The organism is Nonomuraea sp. B208 (assembly GCF_057536035.1).
In genome coordinates this window covers 289,439-304,606 of sequence record NZ_BAAJOU010000024.1, presented here as the reverse complement: position 1 = coordinate 304,606, position 15,168 = coordinate 289,439, and the positions used below count along the sequence as shown (strand labels likewise).

Below are 15,168 nucleotides of genomic sequence, written 5' to 3'. Positions count from 1 at the left end.
TTACCGTGTCTCAGCTCGATCTGCGCGCTCCGATGCGCCTGGCGACCACCATCCGCCCCTACGACTGGGGGTCGGTGACGGCCCTTCCCGAGTTGTTCGGCACGGAGCCGACCGGGCAGCCGCAGGCTGAGCTCTGGATGGGCGCCCACCCCGGCGCGCCCTCCACCGTCGGGGGCGTCCCGCTCGACGCCGTCATCGCCGCCGACCCGGCCGCCGCGCTCGGCCCCGGCACCGCCGCGCGTTTCGGCGGGCGGCTCCCCTACCTGCTCAAGATCCTGGCCGTGGCCCGCCCGCTGTCGCTGCAGGTGCATCCCACCGCCGAGCAGGCCCGCGCCGGCTACGCCGCGGAGAACGCGCGCGGCATCCCGCTCGACGCCCGCGAGCGCACCTACAAGGACGACGCGCACAAGCCCGAGATGGTGTGCGCCGTCACGCCGTTCCACGGGCTGTGCGGCTTCCGCTCCCCCGCCGCCACCGCCGGCCTGCTCGACCGGCTCGGCGTGCCCGGCCTGCGCCCCTGGATCGGCGCGCTGCGCGACGGCGAGCCCGCCACGGCCCTGCGGACGGTCTTCGCCGAGATGCTCGCCGACGCGGCCGCGCCGCTGCGCGCGGAGGTCGAGCGCGCCCTGCTCGCCGCCGGCGACCCCGAGCTGGCCCCGTACGCGGAGATCGCCCGCGCCTGCCCGGGCGACCGCGGCGTGACCGCCGCCCTGCTGCTGCACCACGTCGAGCTGGCCCCCGGCGAGGCCCTCTACCTGGGTGCCGGCGTGCCGCACGCCTACCTCGGCGGCGTGGCCGTCGAGATCATGGCCAACTCCGACAACGTGCTGCGCTGCGGCCTGACCTCCAAGCACATCGACGTGCCCGAGCTGATGCGGGTGGTCGGCTTCGCGCCCGGCGAGCCGCACCGGGTGGCCGCCGAGCCGGGCGGTCCCGGCGAGCACCGTTATCTGCCGCCCGCGCCGGAGTTCGCCCTGGTCCGGCACGAGCTCGACGGCGAGCGGGCGCACGAGCTGCCCGGCGGCGTGCCGCAGATCGTGGTCTGCGTCGAGGGCGAGGCCCGGCTGGTCGGCGCCACGGTGCTGCGCCCCGGAGAGTCGGCTTTCATCCCCGCGGAGGTTTCGACCACCCGCCTTGAGGGTAAGGGGACGGCCTACCGGGCGGCCCCAGGAGCTTGAAAACCGGGCATGCTTGACAAACCGGGCATCTCGACGATGCAGCTTGATCCGCGGCGAACAGTGCCGTAAGTCCCGGTGCCCGCGGCCCTTCGCCACTACCCCCAGGTTCCGCCGCCCGGCCATCATCATGGTGTCCCCGCTCATCGGAGGTGAACCGATCATGGTTGGCGGTCGCATGCTCATGGAGGCGCCGGCTCTCGACGTCGAACTGCTGGCGGTCAAGAAGCGGCTCGCCGAGCTGGAGGAGCAGGTGCGCACGCTCAGCGCGGCGAACCTGGCCCTCGTCCGCGCGATGGAAGGGCTCGACGAGCGCGTACGCGCCCGCGAGGACGACCGGCCCCTGTCCCCCACTCCCTGAGACCTCCCGGCCCCCGGGCGTCAGGGGCGCCGGCGGGCCCTGATGACGTAGTCCACGTGGGCGCCGGGGGTGCCGTCGGGCGCGGTGCGCTCGCGGGTGAACTCCTCGCAGGTCAGCACCTCCCACCCGGGCCCGGTCAGCTCGACCGCGTCGAGGACGTCGCCCGGCGTCGGGAAGGCGACCTCGACGGGCGGCTTCTCCACCCAGGACGGCCAGCCCAGGTGCCCGATGATCAGCAGCGTCCCGCCGGGGACGACGGCCGCGGCGGCCTTGCGCAGGACCTCCTCGCGCGGCAACTGCACCGGGGAGTGCAGGTAGCTCGCGCTCACCAGGTCGTAGGAGCCGTCGGGGAAGGACGTCGCCAGGTCGTGGCGGCGCCACTCGATCCGGTCGGCCACGCCCGCCCGCTCCGCCTCCTCGGCGGCGCGGTCCAGCGCCACCTGGGAGATGTCGGCGGCGGTGACCCGCCAGCCGCGCTGGGCCAGCCAGACGGCGTCGGCTCCCTCGCCGCAGCCGAGGTCGAGGGCGCGGCCGGGCGGCAGGTCCGCGGCCTCGCGGACGAGGGCGACGTTGGGCGCGCCGCTCCAGATGCGGTCCTGCTCGCCGTAACGGCCGTCCCAGAACTCCTCCGCCGTGACCCCTTCTGGCACCTCGAATCCACTCTGCCCATGCCCATGCCCGTGACCGTGCCCGTGACCGTGCTGGTTCTGGGCGTTCGCGCGAAACGCGGCGACGGCGCGGCGGTTCTCCTGCTCGATCAGGTCCGCGTTGATGGCCGCCCCCGCCCGTACGCCGCCCGCCGCCGCGGCGATGACCTGGTCGGTCACGTTGACGGCGTTGCCCGCCACCCACACGCCCGGCACGCGGGTGGCGCCGGTCGCGTCCCCCGGAACGTGGGTGCCGATCACGTGCCCGGCCATGACCAGCTCCTCCGTCTCCAGCCCCAGTCCGGGCAGCAGGTCGGCGCGGGCGCTGAGCCGGGAGCCGACGGCGAGCGCCTCGCACGGCACCACCCGCCCGCCGTCCAGCCGCACCCCGGTCAGCCGGTCCCCGTCGATCTCCAGGCCGGCCACCCGCTCCTCGACCACGGTGACGCCCCGCGCGGCCAGCTTCTCGCGCTGCTCGTCGTCCGGCCGGGGCCCGTCGTGCAGGAAGAACGTCACCCGCTCGCTCCACTGCCGCCACAGCAGCGCCTGGTGCACCCCCAGCGGCCCGGTGGACAGCACCCCGATGGCCCGGTCGCGCACCTCCCACCCGTGGCAGTACGGGCAGTGCAGCACGTCCTTGCCCCACCGGTCGGCGAGGCCCGGCACGTCCGGCAGCTCGTCCACCAGGCCGGTGGCCAGCAGCAGCCGCTCGGCCACGACCGCCGTCCCGTCCGCCAGCGTCACCCGGAACGGGCCCGGCTCCTCGCCGCCCAGGTGCTCGGCCGCGACGACGGTCCCGGTGACGATCTCGCCGCCGTACCCGGCGACCTCCTCGCGGCCGGCCGCCAGCAGCTCGTGCGGCGGCATGCCCTCCCTGGTCAGGAAGGTGTGCACGCCCTCGGCGGGGGCGTTGCGCGGCCGGCCCGCGTCCACGACCAGCACCTTGCGCCGCGCCCGGCCCAGGGTCAGCGCCCCGCTCAGCCCGGCGGCCCCGCCGCCCACGATCACCACGTCGTACTTCGTGTTCACCACTTCGGCTCCTTCCACGTCGCCTTGTGAGGTCAACTGTCCGCGATCAGCGGCCGAATTGACAAACTTCGTTGCCGGAATGGCAAAATCGGAAGAGTGGAGGACCTCGACGAGACACTGCAGTCGGTGGGGCCGCGGCTGCGCGCCCTGCGCCAGGAGCGCGACGTGACATTGGCGGAGCTGTCGAAGAGCACCGGCATCTCGGTCAGCACGCTGTCGCGGCTGGAGTCCGGGCACCGCAAGCCCACCCTGGAGCTGCTGCTGCCGCTGGCCCGCGCCCACCAGGTGCAGCTCGACGAGCTGGTGGGCGCGCCCGTCACCGGCGATCCGCGGGTGACCATGCGGCCGGTCAAGCGCAACGGCGTGACCTGGATCCCGCTGAGCCGGAGCCCCGGCGGGCTGCAGGCGGTCAAGCTGATCTACCCGCCCGGCTGGCCGGGCTTCGTGCCCGAGCAGAAGGTCCACGAGGGCTACGACTGGCTGTACGTGCTCTCGGGGCGGCTGCGGCTGCTGCTCGGCCCGCACGAGGTGGTGCTGAAGCCGGGCGAGGCGGCCGAGTTCGACACCCGCACCCCGCACGCCTTCCAGAACGTGGGCGACGAGCCGGCCGAGGTGCTGGCCCTGTTCGGGCCGCAGGGCGAGCGCATGCACGTACGCGCCCGTCCTGCTCCGAAATAGCCTCGGACGGTCAGCCGCGGGTGTCGTCGGTGCCGAAGCCGTCCAGCGCCTGGCGCTCCTCGGCGGCCTGCAACTCCTGGAAGACGGTGATGTGCAGGCCGCCCGGCGCGTCGAGCCGGGCGTTCAGCGACTGCCACGGGGTGACGGTCGGCGGCGCCACCTCGCTCGCGCCGGCCGCCACCAGCCGCTCGGTCGTGCCGCGCGAGTCGTCCACCTCGAACGCCACCCGGAGCTTGGGCGCGACCTGCCGCCCCACCTCGACCTCGTCGATCATCTTCTTCTGCGCCGGGTTGGCGATCTCCAAGGTGGCCCGGCCGGCGTCGAGGATCGCCACCCGTGCGCCGTCACCGGTGGAGAAGGCCGCCTCCTCGGGCAGCCCCAGGACGTCCCGGTAGAAGGCCAGCGCGGCCTCGTAGTCCTCGGCCTCCACCACCAGGCGAAGCTGGCGGACCGGGCCGCGGCCCTCGGCGTTCGTGCTCAATGCGTGCTCCTCGGTGCTGCGCGGATGCTTCCCTCTCCGCAACCCGCGCGGACCGCACGATCATCCCGGGCGGGCCGGTCAGCCGCGCCCGTAGCGGTCCTCGGCCCGCCAGAAGTACCAGAACCCGCCGACCAGCGTGACCACCGCCCAGCACAGGCACGACAGCCACACCATGGACGGCGGCGTGTGGCGGGTGAGGAGCAGGTCGCGCATGAACTCGATGAACGAGGCCGCCGGATTGAGGTACATCGCGGTGGCGACCCACTCGGGCAGCCCCGCCGAGCCGACGACCTTGTCGTGGATGGCGAAGAACACGCCCGAGGCGTACAGCCAGGTGCGCATGATGAACGGCAGGAGCTGGCCGAGGTCCCGCAGGGACGCCCCGAGCCTGGCCATGATCAGCCCCGCCCCGATGTTGAACATCGTCTGCAGCAGCAGGACCACCGGGACCATCAGCCAGAACCAGCTGATCGGCTCCCCGGTGATCAGCACGATGACCAGCAGCACGCCCATGGAGACGGCGAGCTGCTGGAGCTCCTGGATCGTGTACGCCAGCGGCAGCGAGGCTCGCGGGAAGTGCAGCGCCCGGATGAGGGACAGGTTCCCGGAGATGGACTTCGCCCCCGCGGTGACCGTGCGCTGCGTGTAGGTGAACACGAACATGCCGGTCAGCAGGAACGCCGGGTAGTTCGGGATGTTCTTGCTGCCGCCCAGGATGAGGCCGAACATCACGTAGTAGATCGCCGCGTTCAGCAGCGGCGTGAGGACCTGCCACAACTGCCCCAGCGCCGACCCCGAGTACTTCGAGACGTTGCGGGAGGTGGCGTAGGTCAGGATGAAGTGGCGCCGTTCCCAGAGCTGGCGCAGGTAGGCGGGGAAGCGGGGGCGCGCGATGGCGGGGCGCAGCCCGTGCTTCCTGGCGAGCTCGGCGAGCGACCCGCTCTCGGGCGCGGTCTCTTCCAGTTGGCTCATGGGCACCTCGGTCGCGACGGTCCGACAACCGGGGATGCTAGCAAGGGAGCCGCGTGTCTTCCCTGCTTATGGCCGTGGACGGGCGGCGCGGCGTCAGGGGACGGTCACGCCGGTGACGGCGAAGCGCTCCACCTCGGCGACGTGGCCGCCGGTGGAGGCCACGACGGTGAGGGTCGTGCCGGACGCCGGCTTGAAGGTGACCTCGGCCGACCAGGGGGACTTCTCGCCGCCCGCGCCCACGCAGCAGTGCTCGCCGAGCGCCTTGCCGCCGCCGGGGCGGCGCACCTGGACGCGGATGCTCTCGTCCACGCCGGTGATCCGGCCGCCGACGGTCATCGGGGAGCCGACGGAGGCGCCGTACTCGGGGGTGGTGAGGGAGAAGGTGGTGTCGTCGGTGCCGACGACCTCCCAGGGGGCGTCCGCGCCCTTCCCGTAGCGGACCAGGTGGACGACGGCGGCGACCATCGGGCGGGGGCCCTCCTCGGCGGTGAGGCCGACGTGCACGCGGGCGTGGGCGCCGTCGAGGTCGGTCTTCACGGCGCGGTCGATCTCCCTGAAGCCGAGGTGGTCGCGGGCGAAGCGGACCGCGGTGCGCGCCGGGTCGAGGTGCCAGGCGTCGGCGCCGTCCTCACGGTGGCGGCTCCGCCACGCCTCCGCGGCCGCGGCGTCGGCGAACGGCCACAGCGGCTGGTAGCGCCCGGCCACGAGGTCACGGGACCTCGTGGGCGAGGCGCTCTCCGGCGACCCGGGGGTCGACGGCGGCGGGGAGCTCTCGGCGGGCGGGGAGGTCTCGGCGGACGGGGCGGTCTCGACGGGCGGGGCGGTGGACGGGACGGAGGGGGACGGGGTGCGGCCCGGTTCGCCCCCGCAGCCCGCCGCGGCCGCCCCCAGCGCGACCAGCAGGACCACGGCGCGCCCGGTACGTGCTGTCATGTCATGCCTCCTGGGGGTGGGGGTTCACGCCTGCCGTCGGGGGTCCTACCCTGCCAGCCTGAAGCCCCACCGCGCCGGGACTTCAGGCCGAATACGCGCCCGTCAGCCGGCGGCGGAACACCCAGTACGTCCACGCCTGGTACCCCAGCACCACGGGCGTGAAGACGGCCGCCACCCAGGTCATCACGGTCAGCGTGTACGGCGAGGAGGCCGCGTTCGTCACGGTGAGGCTGTTGGCCGGGTCGAGTGCGGGCAGCACGTTCGGCCACATGCTGGTGAACAGGGTGGCCACGAACGCGGCGATGGCCAGGGCGCTGCCGGTGAAGGCCCAGCCGTCGCGCCCGCGCAGCGTGGCGATCAGCGCGACGGCGAGCCCGATCGCGGCCACGGCGACCGCGGCCCAGGACAGGACGCCGGCCCGTGCCATGAGGAGGAAGGCGAGGACCACGGCGACGGTGATCGGCGCGAGCGCGGCGGCGATCCTGGCCGCGCCCTTGCGCAGCTCGCCGGTGGTGCGCAGGGCGAGGAAGACCGCGCCGTGCTGGGTGCAGAGCAGCAGCATGGCCAGGCCGCCGAGCAACGCGAACGGGTTGAGCAGGGTGAACAGCGTGCCGGTGTACTCGTGGTCGGCGTCGAGCGGCACGCCCCGCACCATGTTGGCGAAGGCGACGCCCCACAGCAGGGCCGGGCCGAGCGAGCCCCAGAAGAAGGCGCGGTCCCAGCCCTTGGTGCTGTCGCTCTTGCCGCGGTACTCCAGGGCCACGCCGCGCACGATCAGCGCCAGCAGGATGAGGAACAGCGGCAGGTAGAAGCCGCTGAAGAGGGTGGCGTACCACTCGGGGAAGGCGGCGAAGGTGGCGCCGCCGGCGACCAGCAGCCACACCTCGTTGCCGTCCCAGACGGGGCCGATCGTCTTGACGATGGTGCGGCGCTCGCCGTCGCCGCCGCCGAGGAAGGGCAGCAGGATGCCGACGCCGAAGTCGAAGCCCTCCAGGACGAAGTAGCCGGTCCACAGCACGGCGATGAGCAAGAACCAGACGGTGGTGAGTTCCATGGCCGGTGAGTTCCTTAGTAGGACAGGGCGGGCACGGGAGCTTCGGGTTCGAGCTCCTCCTGCGCGCCGCGCTTGATGAACTTGAGCAGCAGCCGCACCTCGATCACGGCGAGGACCGCGTACACGAGGGTGAACCCGACCAGGGTGATCGCGACGGAGGGGACGTCGGCGGTGGGCGAGACGGCGGCGGCGGTGCGCATGAGGCCGAACACCGTCCACGGCTGGCGGCCCATCTCGGTGAAGATCCAGCCGAGCGAGTTGGCGACGAACGGCAGTCCGATGCCGAGCATGGCCAGGCGGTAGGCCCACGTGCCGGCCGGCAGCCGGCCACGCCGGGTGAGCCAGAGGCCGGCGAGGGCCAGCAGCGCGGACAGCATGCCGAAGCCGATCATGAGCCGGAACGACCAGTACGCCAGGCCGACGACCGGCCGGTAGTCGCCGGGGCCGTAGAGGGCCTGGTATCGCTCCTGGATGTCGTTGACGCCCTCGACCTTGCCGTCCAGGGTGTTGGTGGCGAGGAGGCTGAGGCCGTAGGGGATCTGCAGGTTGACGTGGTTGCGGCCGTTCTCGACGTCGCCGATCGCGAACAGCGAGAACCCGGCCGAGCTCTCGTCCTCCCACAGCGCCTCGGCGGCGGCCATCTTCATCGGCTGCTGCTCGGTCATGATCTGCGCCTGCATGTGGCCCGACAGCGACACGCCGGCCGCGGCGACCAGGCTGACGACCATGGCGAGCCGGGCCGCGGGGCGGAAGACGTCCACCTCGCGCCGGCGCATGAGGAACCAGGCGCTGACGCCGAGCACGAAGCCGCCCGCGACGAGGAAGCCGCCGGCGATGACGTGCGGGAAGGTGACGAGCGTGGTGGAGTTGGTGAGCACCGCCCAGATGTCGGTCAGCTCGGCGCGGCCGTTGTTGATCCGGTAGCCGACCGGGTGCTGCATCCAGGAGTTGGCCGCGAGGATGAAGTACGCGGAGACGTTGGTGCCGATGGCGGCCAGCCAGATCGTGGCCAGGTGCACCTTCTTCGGCAGCTTGTCCCAGCCGAAGATCCACAGCCCGAGGAACGTCGACTCCATGAAGAACGCGATCAGCCCCTCCATGGCGAGCGGGGCCCCGAAGACGTCACCGACGAAACGCGAGTAGTCGCTCCAGTTCATCCCGAACTGGAACTCCTGCACGATGCCGGTCACCACGCCCATCGCGAAGTTGATGAGGAACAGCCGCCCCCAGAACCGGGTCATGCGCAGGTACTCCTGCTTGCCGGTGCGGTACCACGCGGTCTGGAGCCCGGCCACGATCACCGACAGGCCGATGGTCAGCGGCACGAACAGGAAGTGGTAGACGGTGGTGATCCCGAACTGCCATCGGGAGAGGTCGAGGACGTCCATGCGGATCAGCGTCTTGCAAGATCCCGGGCCTCACCTAGGGCCCTTGGTCCTCTCCGTCCGGGACCTCCGCCTTTCTGAGCCGCTCAGCTCAGCAGGTCGCCGACCGGACGGCGGACCGTCTCGGCGTCGTCGAAGGTGATGCCGAGCCGCATGATCATCTGCGGGTGCGCGCCGCCGCACAGCTCCTCGCGCAGGAACGCGCGCAGGTGGTCCATCTCCAGGGCCTGGGTGTGGAAGGCCGCCGACACGCCGTACGCGCTCGCCTTCAGCAGCACGTGCTGCAGCGCCTCGCCGGCCTTCAGCCAGTCCTCCCTGGTGTCGCCGGCGGTGGTGAGCACCGCCACGACGCCGGGCGAGGTCGAGCCGGCCTGGTCGGCGGGGTTCCCCCAGTCGTGGCGCCAGGCGTAGTCGCGCTGCGCGAAGGCGGGGTCGGTGCGCGGCTCGTCGTGCGGGTAGGCCCCGGCGGGCACGCCGTCCTTGCGTGCGCTGCCCGGCGGCCGGGCCCAGCGGACGACCTCCAGGTGGCGGGGCCGGTCCTCGCTCTGCACGATCTGGGCGGCCCGGGTCAGCGCGGCGACCGCCTCGACGGCCGGCGGGGCGAGGACGAGCAGCGCGGCGCCCTCCTGCCCGGCGGTCGCCGCCAGCGACCGGACCAGCCGGTCCGGGACCGGCAGGGTGGTGAACCCGGACCGGTGCGTACGCCGCCGCTCGATCTCCCCGGCCAGCACCCTCGTGTGCTCGTCGGGCTCGGTCCCGGCGCCGGGCCGGACCAGGGCGAGCAGCGACGGGCGGTCGGGGTCGGGCAGGACGCGCACGACGGGCTCGAAGCCCGCGCGGCGGATCGCCGTGCGGATGGTGAACAGCGCCGCGCCGCAGCTGATGAGCAGCTCCCTGCCGGCCGGGTCGCCGACGCGCAGCCGGCGCCCGGTGTCGGCGCGCAGGCCGATCTCGTCGCCGGACACGGCGAACGACCAGGGCTGGGTGTTGTGCACGGACGGGGCCCAGCGCGCGGCTTCCAGCGCGGCCTGGACGGCGTCGCTCGCCGTACGGATGCTCATGTCCCCACCTCCAGCGGACGATACGACCAGTCCATCACGGCAGGTGGCGGCCGATGAGGGCCGAAGGTCCCCTCCGGGCAGGGGCGTCGGGCCCGCGAGCGGCCCGGCCTGACCAAGGACCGCCTCACCAGGGACTTCCGTCCCTACTCCCCCGGCCCGCCGGGAGCTGTGATGGAGGCGACCGCAAAGGAGGCAGGCATGCGAATGACCGTAGCGGACGTCATGACCGGCGAGGTCGTCTCCGTCACCGAGGAGACGCCGTTCAAGGACATCGCCCAGGCCCTCATCGAGCACGGCATCAGCGCCGTACCGGTCGTCGACGGCGACCGGCACGTGGTCGGCGTGGTGTCCGAGGCCGACCTGCTGCGCAAGGAGGAGTTCCGCGAGGAGTTCTACCGCGAGGGCTACCGTCCCCCGCTCCGCGCCCGGCTGCGTCACCCCAAGGGCCGGCAGAAGGCGGAGGGCGACACGGCCGCGGAGCTCATGACCCGTCCCGCCGTCACGATCAGCGGCGAGGCCTCGGCCGTCTCGGCCGCCCGGCTCATGGACGCCCACGGCGTGAAGCGGCTGGCCGTGGTGGACCACAACGGCCGCCTGACCGGCGTCGTCAGCCGGCGCGACCTGGTCAAGGTGTTCCTGCGCCCGGACGAGGAGATCGCCGAGGAGGTCCGCGACGAGATCCTGGACCAGGCGCTGTGGGTGGACACGGCGGGCGTCCACGTGGAGGTGCACCAGGGCGTCGTCACGCTCACCGGCTGGATGGACCGCCGCACCGAGGCGGCCGTCGCGGTGCGCATGACCGGCCGGGTCAACGGCGTGGTCGGCGTGGCCGACAAGCTGACCTGGAAGCAGGACGACACGAGGTGATCGGGACGGCGCGACCGGCTTCCCCCGGATGATCTTGGCGCGGTAGCCTTCGGCGTCCCCTCGTCGTGGAAGGACCGCCGGTGTTCCGTCTCCTGGCCGTGCTGGCGGCCGTCACGCCCGCCGTTCTCGCGTCGGTGATCCCCGGCGAGACCTGCGGGTACTTCGGTTACCGGAGGCCGGAGCCCTCCGCGCTCGCCGTGGTGGTGTACTCGGCCGCGGGATGGGCAGCCGACCTGCTGCCCGTGGCGCTGGCGCTCACCGGGCTGTGGCTGCCGCGCCGCTTCCCCCTGGTCGGGGCGGCGGTCTCCGGGCTGGTGCTGCTGCTGGGCGGGCTGACGTACCTGGTGCCGTACGTCTCGATCTGCGGGACGACTCAGGGCCTCGGGCTCGTGACCGGGTGCGCGGCGGCGGCGACGGCGGCCTGTCTCCTCGCGCGCCGCGACGCCGGCCCGCGCCGGGTCCCGGCGGCGGTGGCGGCGGCCTGGACCACCGTGATCGGTCTCGCGCTGGCCCGCTCCTTCACGCTCTGGGGGCCTGACGCCTACCTGGGATGCTTTCCGGACCTGACGGACGAATGGGCGTCGTGGTGGATGCGCCTGGACACCTCCGAGCGGCTGGGCCTCTGGGTGGCCGTGGCGGCGCTCGGCGCCATCCTCGTCAACGGCAGGGGCGCGACGGCCGCCGCCGTGGCGCTGCTCGTCCCGGCGCTCTACACGCCGCTCGCCGCAGTGCTGTCGGGCGCCGCGCACGACTGCTCCAGCCTGGCGAAGCTCGTCGCTTGGCCGTACGTGGCCGCGGCGGTCATCGGCGTGATGGCGGCCAGGGCCGCGCGGGACGTCACTCCGGCAGGTCGCGTGTGACGTCGGGGACGTGGGACCCGACGCGGGGCGGGCGTCGGTAGCCGGTGGCGGGCGGCCGCTCGGGGATCTCCAGCGGCGCCCGCCGCACCTCGTGGTACGGGATCGAGGCCAGCAGGTGGGAGATCATGTTGATGCGGGCCCGCCGTTTGTCCTCGCTCTCCACGTCGTACCAGGGGGCCTCGGGGATGTGGGTGTGCACCATCATCTCGTCCTTGGCCCGCGAGTAGTCCTCCCACCGGGTGATCGACTCCAGGTCCATCTCCGACAGCTTCCACCGCCGCATCGGGTCCTCCAGCCGGGCGCGGAAACGCCGCTCCTGCTCGGCGTCGCTCACCGAGAACCAGTACTTGCGCAGCAGGATGCCGTCCTCGACCAGCAGCCGCTCGAAGATCGGGCACTGGTGCAGGAACCGGGTGTACTCCTCCTGGGTGCAGAAACCCATGACCCGCTCCACCCCGGCCCGGTTGTACCAGCTGCGGTCGAACAGCACGATCTCCCCGGCCGCCGGCAGGTGCGCCACGTAGCGCTGGAAGTACCACTGCGTGCGCTCCCGCTCGGTGGGGGCGGGCAGGGCCGCGATGCGGGCCACGCGCGGGTTGAGGTACTCGGCCACCCGCTTGATCGCGCCGCCCTTCCCCGCGGCGTCCCTGCCCTCGAAGATCACCACGATCCGGTGGCCGCCGGTCTTCACCCACTCCTGCAGCTCGACCAGCTCCGCCTGCAGGCGGAGCAGCTCCTTCTCGTACGGTCTGCGCTTCAACCTGCCGGTCCTCGCATCGGTGCTCATCCTGGCAGCCAACCGCGTACGGGCCCGCCGGGGCAAGGATCAGCGCGCCATCAACGCACCGTCAGCGCACCACGGCGACGGCGCAGCGGGCGTGGTGGAGGACGCCGCGGCTGACCGAGCCGAGCAGGGCCGAGCCCATCGCGCCGCGCCCGTGCGAGCCGACCACCACGAGGTCGGCCTGCGCGCCGGCCGCCGTCAGCACGTCCACGGGGTGCCCGGAGTGCGTCTCCTCGATGACCTCGACGGCGGGGTGCTCCGCGCGGAAGGGCTCCAGCGCGGCTGCGACGAGCTCGTGCTGGGCCGCGCGGATCTCGTCCACGTCGTAGGCGATCTCCGGCGCGAACGCGTGCACGGGAAGCTGCCAGGCGTGCACCGCCCGCAGCTTGGCGCCGCGCAGCTCGGCCTGGCGGAAGGCATAGGCGAGGGCGGGCCGGCACTCGGGCGAGTCGTCGACGCCGGCCACGATCTCGCCGCAGGCGGGTTGCCGCGCGGCGCGTACCACGACGGCGGGGCAGCGGACGTGCCCGGCCACGTGGGTGCTGACGGAGCCGAGCAGCGCCCCGGCGAAGCCGCCGAGCCCCCGGCCGCCGACCACGATCTCGCTCGCGCCCTCGGCCTCCTCGCGCAGCACGACGGCGGGGGCGCCCTCCACCTCGCGCGTCTCGACCTCGACGTGCGGCTGCCGCTCGCGTACCAGTGCGACGGCCTCGTCCAGGATCCTGCGGCCCTCGCGCAGCAGCGCGTCGGGCAGGACGGGGGTGGGGAACCTGCCGACCTGGTACGGCGTGCGGTCCACGGCGTGCACGATGCGCAGCGGCTCCCGCGTCCGCACCGCGTCGGAGGCGGCCCACTCCACGGCCGCGCGCGCCGCCACCGATCCGTCGACGCCCACAACGATCATGACTTCCTCCTCGGCCGCTCCTGCTGACACCTCCAGTCGACCGCACGGGCGGCGGCCGGGTGCAGGGCCGGAGGTCCCGGGGCGCCGGGTCCAACGGCCCTTGGGCTGGCCGGGGGTCTCGCGGGTAGCGTTCAGGACATGGGCACCGCTTCGGCGGACCTCGATCCGACGCCGGCCGCCGGGCGGCCCAGGAACGGGGGAGCCATCATGACCGGAACCGGCGATCTGGGCCGGCGCCTGATCCATCACCGCGAACGCCTCGGCCTGACCCGCGAGCAGGTCGCCGCTCGCGCCGAGATGTCGGCGGGCTACGTGCAGTACCTGGAGGAGCACGCCGACATGCCGGACACCGGGTCGCTGCACCGGCTGGCGAACGCCCTGGACACGACGATGGACGAGCTGCTCGGCGGGGGCCGCGAGCGGCCTCCCGGGCGCGGCCCGGCGATGGCCCACCCCTCGCTGGAGGTGCTGGGCGAGGACGAGTGCCGGCGGCTGATCGAGCCGGGCGGGATCGGGCGGGTGGCCTTCTCCGGCTCGCACGGGCCGACGGTGCTGCCGGTGAACTACCGGATGCACGGCGGCGCGGTCGTCTTCCGCACCGCCCACGGCGGGCCGATGGACCAGGACCTGCGGTCCGGGGTGGTGGGCGTCGAGATCCTGATCGCCTTCGAGGTGGACCACATCGACGAGACCCGCCGCGAGGGGTGGAGCGTGCTGGTGCAGGGGGCCGCGCACCACGTGCCGGAGGAGGAGGCGGCCGCGACGGCCGGGGCCGGGGTGACGCCGTGGGCGGGCGGCGAGCGCCACCTGTACGTCAGGATCGTCCCCCAGCAGATCACCGGGCGGCGCATCCGCGGGCTGTGATCACCCGGTGAGGCCGCCGTAGTGGGCGGCGACGGCGGCGAACGCCTCCTTCGGCTCCCAGGGCAGGTCCGGGTAGGTGGTGCCGCGGCCCTCGGCCAGCACCTTGACGATGCCGTAGCTGGCCAGGTCGAGGTCGTCGCGCGGGTCGCCGTCCGGGCGGTGCACGTGGTCGTAGAGGGCCAGGATGAACACGAACGCGCTGTCCACGCCGGCGGCGTCGAAGATCTCCAGCAGCTCGCGCACGTACGCGGCCTGGCCGGGCTCGTCGCGCTCGTACACGCCGCGCAGCCGGACCGGGCCGTGCTCGTCGTACTCGACGGCGTCCAGGGCGGTGGCGCCGAGGTCGCCCGCGCCCCGGTAGCCGGCCGCGCCGAACTCGGTGATCGCGACCGGCTTGCCCTGCGCGACCAGCGCGCGCACGCCGTCCTCGAAGCGGTCGGCGACCTCGGCCGACCGGTAGAGGTCCACGGAGACGAAGTCGAACGGCGTCCAGTCGACGCGTTCGAGCGGGATGGAGGCGTAGGTGACCCGGCCGCCGAACCGTTCGCGGACCAGCGCCACGGCCTCGCCGAGGAAGTCGTTGACCAGGGTGCTCGCCCCGGCGACGCGCTCCGGCAGGCCCTCGCCGCGCAGGAGCCCGTCGAGCCGTTCCCTGAGGCTGCCGCCGGGCAGGAAGCCGGGGTTCATGAGGCTCAGCTCGGCGCCGGCGACGAAGACGACCTCGGCGCCGCGCCGCCTGACGCGCTCCGCGCGCTCGGCGCAGTCGGCGAACAGCTTCAGGCACTCCTCGCGGGTCAGCTCCAGCGGGTAGGGCGAGAACCAGACCTCCAGGCCGAGCTCGGCGGCGCAGGTCGCGGCGAACTCCAGCCGGTCGGGGTCGCCGCCGATCACGCGTACGGCGGTGCAGTGCAGGTCGTCGCGGATGATCCGCAGCTCGCGGCGGACCACGTCGTGGTCGAACTCCCGGCGGGAGAACTCGCCCTTGTTGAGGAACCCGGTCTCGTAGCTGATGCCTTTGGCGCGCATGATCGCACGCCTCCTTCCAATTAGGGTACGGCCAGTACCGTAGAACCAAGCAGCGCAGGGCACAACCCTGTTCCGCTAAGGTACGGA

General features: G+C 73.2%; 16 protein-coding genes. 6 read left to right on the top strand and 10 right to left on the bottom strand.

Translation table 11 applies throughout. The features are described from left to right. The first annotated feature begins 5 nt into the window (after positions 1-5). Positions 6-1,178 (top strand): mannose-6-phosphate isomerase, class I, encoded by a 1,173-nt coding sequence (gene manA, locus AC27IY_RS27620; protein ID WP_487179697.1) that lies wholly within the window; start codon positions 6-8, stop codon positions 1,176-1,178. A gap of 160 nt (positions 1,179-1,338) precedes the next feature. Then, on the top strand, positions 1,339-1,536 hold the full coding sequence (locus AC27IY_RS27615; RefSeq protein WP_364452097.1) for a hypothetical protein: 198 nt from the start codon (positions 1,339-1,341) through the stop codon (positions 1,534-1,536). Between the two features lie 20 nt (positions 1,537-1,556). Here the strand turns inward: AC27IY_RS27615 and AC27IY_RS27610 are convergent, their stop codons facing one another. Next, positions 1,557-3,215 (bottom strand): FAD-dependent oxidoreductase, encoded by a 1,659-nt coding sequence (locus tag AC27IY_RS27610; protein ID WP_487179695.1) that lies wholly within the window; start codon positions 3,213-3,215, stop codon positions 1,557-1,559. A gap of 93 nt (positions 3,216-3,308) precedes the next feature. On the opposite strand from AC27IY_RS27610, the gene AC27IY_RS27605 reads away from it, so the two are divergent. Beyond that, positions 3,309-3,890, top strand: a complete 582-nt coding sequence (locus tag AC27IY_RS27605) for a helix-turn-helix domain-containing protein (protein ID WP_487179693.1) — start codon at positions 3,309-3,311, stop codon at positions 3,888-3,890. A 10-nt stretch (positions 3,891-3,900) separates the two neighbouring features. Here AC27IY_RS27605 and AC27IY_RS27600 read toward each other — a convergent pair whose 3' ends face one another. The 6 genes from AC27IY_RS27600 to AC27IY_RS27575 form a co-directional block, all read right to left on the bottom strand. Next, entirely contained in the window at positions 3,901-4,371 is a 471-nt protein-coding gene (locus tag AC27IY_RS27600) for a VOC family protein (protein ID WP_364452104.1), read from the bottom strand. 78 nt (positions 4,372-4,449) lie between these two features. After that, positions 4,450-5,343, bottom strand: coding sequence for an ABC transporter permease (locus AC27IY_RS27595; protein WP_344219250.1), 894 nt, complete (start codon positions 5,341-5,343; stop codon positions 4,450-4,452). 93 nt (positions 5,344-5,436) lie between these two features. Next, on the bottom strand, positions 5,437-6,276 hold the full coding sequence (locus tag AC27IY_RS27590; RefSeq protein ID WP_487179692.1) for a hypothetical protein: 840 nt from the start codon (positions 6,274-6,276) through the stop codon (positions 5,437-5,439). A gap of 82 nt (positions 6,277-6,358) precedes the next feature. Then, entirely contained in the window at positions 6,359-7,330 is a 972-nt protein-coding gene (gene cydB / locus AC27IY_RS27585; protein ID WP_487179691.1) for a cytochrome d ubiquinol oxidase subunit II, read from the bottom strand. Between the two features lie 14 nt (positions 7,331-7,344). Beyond that, a complete protein-coding gene (locus tag AC27IY_RS27580) occupies positions 7,345-8,718 on the bottom strand; it encodes a cytochrome ubiquinol oxidase subunit I (RefSeq protein ID WP_423448421.1) in 1,374 nt (457 codons plus the stop codon). 83 nt (positions 8,719-8,801) lie between these two features. Next, positions 8,802-9,776 carry an Acg family FMN-binding oxidoreductase gene (locus tag AC27IY_RS27575; protein ID WP_487179690.1) on the bottom strand — a complete coding sequence of 325 codons (975 nt, stop codon included), beginning with the start codon at positions 9,774-9,776 and terminating at the stop codon, positions 8,802-8,804. Between the two features lie 198 nt (positions 9,777-9,974). Between AC27IY_RS27575 and AC27IY_RS27570 the strand changes: the two genes are divergently transcribed. Next, complete coding sequence (locus tag AC27IY_RS27570) at positions 9,975-10,643, top strand: CBS domain-containing protein (protein WP_364452120.1); 669 nt, start codon at positions 9,975-9,977, stop codon at positions 10,641-10,643. A gap of 80 nt (positions 10,644-10,723) precedes the next feature. Continuing rightward, on the top strand, positions 10,724-11,503 hold the full coding sequence (locus AC27IY_RS27565) for a hypothetical protein (RefSeq protein ID WP_487179689.1): 780 nt from the start codon (positions 10,724-10,726) through the stop codon (positions 11,501-11,503). Here AC27IY_RS27565 and ppk2 read toward each other — a convergent pair. Continuing rightward, positions 11,481-12,263 carry a polyphosphate kinase 2 gene (gene ppk2, locus AC27IY_RS27560; RefSeq protein WP_449952321.1) on the bottom strand — a complete coding sequence of 261 codons (783 nt, stop codon included), beginning with the start codon at positions 12,261-12,263 and terminating at the stop codon, positions 11,481-11,483. The two genes, AC27IY_RS27565 and ppk2, sit on opposite strands and share 23 nt — an antisense overlap. 88 nt (positions 12,264-12,351) lie before the next feature. Then, positions 12,352-13,191: a universal stress protein gene (locus AC27IY_RS27555; protein WP_449952318.1), complete on the bottom strand. Its 840-nt coding sequence runs from the start codon at positions 13,189-13,191 to the stop codon at positions 12,352-12,354. Positions 13,192-13,329: 138 nt separating this feature from the next. Here AC27IY_RS27555 and AC27IY_RS27550 point away from each other — a divergent pair, with 138 nt between their 5' ends. Continuing rightward, a complete protein-coding gene (locus AC27IY_RS27550; RefSeq protein ID WP_423448430.1) occupies positions 13,330-14,055 on the top strand; it encodes a helix-turn-helix domain-containing protein in 726 nt (241 codons plus the stop codon). Here the strand turns inward: AC27IY_RS27550 and AC27IY_RS27545 are convergent, their stop codons facing one another. Further along, positions 14,056-15,081 carry a glycoside hydrolase family 113 protein gene (locus AC27IY_RS27545; RefSeq protein ID WP_449952313.1) on the bottom strand — a complete coding sequence of 342 codons (1,026 nt, stop codon included), beginning with the start codon at positions 15,079-15,081 and terminating at the stop codon, positions 14,056-14,058. Positions 15,082-15,168 lie beyond the last annotated feature (87 nt).

Excerpts from the sequence above, each read along its gene's own strand:
- cydB (WP_487179691.1), bottom strand. The coding sequence starts at position 7,330 with ATGGAACTCACCACCGTCTGGTTCTTGCTCATCGCCGTGCTGTGGACC.
- AC27IY_RS27545 (WP_449952313.1), bottom strand. The coding sequence starts at position 15,081 with ATGCGCGCCAAAGGCATCAGCTACGAGACCGGGTTCCTCAACAAGGGC.
- AC27IY_RS27555 (WP_449952318.1), bottom strand. The coding sequence starts at position 13,191 with ATGATCGTTGTGGGCGTCGACGGATCGGTGGCGGCGCGCGCGGCCGTG.
- AC27IY_RS27550 (WP_423448430.1), top strand. The coding sequence starts at position 13,330 with ATGGGCACCGCTTCGGCGGACCTCGATCCGACGCCGGCCGCCGGGCGG.
- AC27IY_RS27575 (WP_487179690.1), bottom strand. The coding sequence starts at position 9,776 with ATGAGCATCCGTACGGCGAGCGACGCCGTCCAGGCCGCGCTGGAAGCC.
- AC27IY_RS27590 (WP_487179692.1), bottom strand. The coding sequence starts at position 6,276 with ATGACAGCACGTACCGGGCGCGCCGTGGTCCTGCTGGTCGCGCTGGGG.
- AC27IY_RS27595 (WP_344219250.1), bottom strand. The coding sequence starts at position 5,343 with ATGAGCCAACTGGAAGAGACCGCGCCCGAGAGCGGGTCGCTCGCCGAG.
- AC27IY_RS27615 (WP_364452097.1), top strand. The coding sequence starts at position 1,339 with ATGGTTGGCGGTCGCATGCTCATGGAGGCGCCGGCTCTCGACGTCGAA.
- AC27IY_RS27580 (WP_423448421.1), bottom strand. The coding sequence starts at position 8,718 with ATGGACGTCCTCGACCTCTCCCGATGGCAGTTCGGGATCACCACCGTC.
- AC27IY_RS27570 (WP_364452120.1), top strand. The coding sequence starts at position 9,975 with ATGCGAATGACCGTAGCGGACGTCATGACCGGCGAGGTCGTCTCCGTC.